Raw genomic sequence first — 851 nt, forward strand, 5'->3', positions numbered from 1 at the left:
TTCACCGAACAGCGCCTGCAGCCGGTCGGCCCAGGTGGTGATGTTGCGCTGCCGGCCCGAGGCGCGCAGCAGGGCGTGCAATCTGCGGGTGGTGAGCTTGGCGGCTGTGGTGGGCGTAGGCGCCGCTTGAAGGACGGCACGAGCCTCTCGGGAGATCAGGCCGATGTTCTTGACGTGGAAGGCCTGCAACGCCGCGGGGAAGTACTCCCGCAGCAGGGATCGCAGCTGGTTGGCCAGCTGCTGGCGGCTCCAGACGGCGTCTTGTTGTGCCCGGGCCAGCGCGGAGATCGCCTGGACCAGCTCGGAGTCCTGGGGCAGTGGCCGGTGGTGGTCGGCGTCCACGCGCAGGATGTTGGCCAAGGTCATGGCGTCGGCGTGGTCGGACTTGGCGCGGGCGACGGTGTGACGTTCGCGGTAACGGGCCACGGCCAGCGGGTTGATCGCATACACCTTGCGCCCGGTGGCCCGCAGGCAGGACACCAGCAGCCCACGCCCGGTTTCGATCGCAACAGGGATCGGGTTGTCGAGACGGTCGCCGTGCTCGGCCAGCAACTCCACCAGGACCCGCCAGCCGTGGGCATCGTCGCTGATGCGCCGCTTGGCCACCAGCTTGCCGCCTTCATCGACCAGGGCGATGTCGTGGTGCGTTTCGCTCCAGTCGATTCCGCATGTCACCGTCATCGGCGCCTCCTTCGTTCGTCATTGGCCCAGGTGAGCCGCGCAGGGGCACGCCACGCCCTAATGAGAGAGCTCGACGGCTCGACATCCGATCAGCAGTTCGTGGCCCCAGCCCGCCGCAGGTCCGCGTTCTGCGCAAGGGCTCGAGCGCCCGGGTAGATACGAGCGGTGTC

The 851-nt window shown here is 68.5% G+C and carries 1 protein-coding gene; it reads right to left on the reverse strand.

The genetic code is table 11. The features are described from left to right. A partial coding sequence (locus V5E28_RS49045; protein ID WP_336217196.1) for an IS110 family transposase occupies positions 1-681 on the reverse strand: 681 nt, incomplete at its 3' end. Positions 682-851 lie beyond the last annotated feature (170 nt).

The organism is Nonomuraea sp. LPB2021202275-12-8 (assembly GCF_037044575.1).
In the GTDB taxonomy this organism is placed as follows: Bacteria; Actinomycetota; Actinomycetes; order Streptosporangiales; family Streptosporangiaceae; genus Nonomuraea.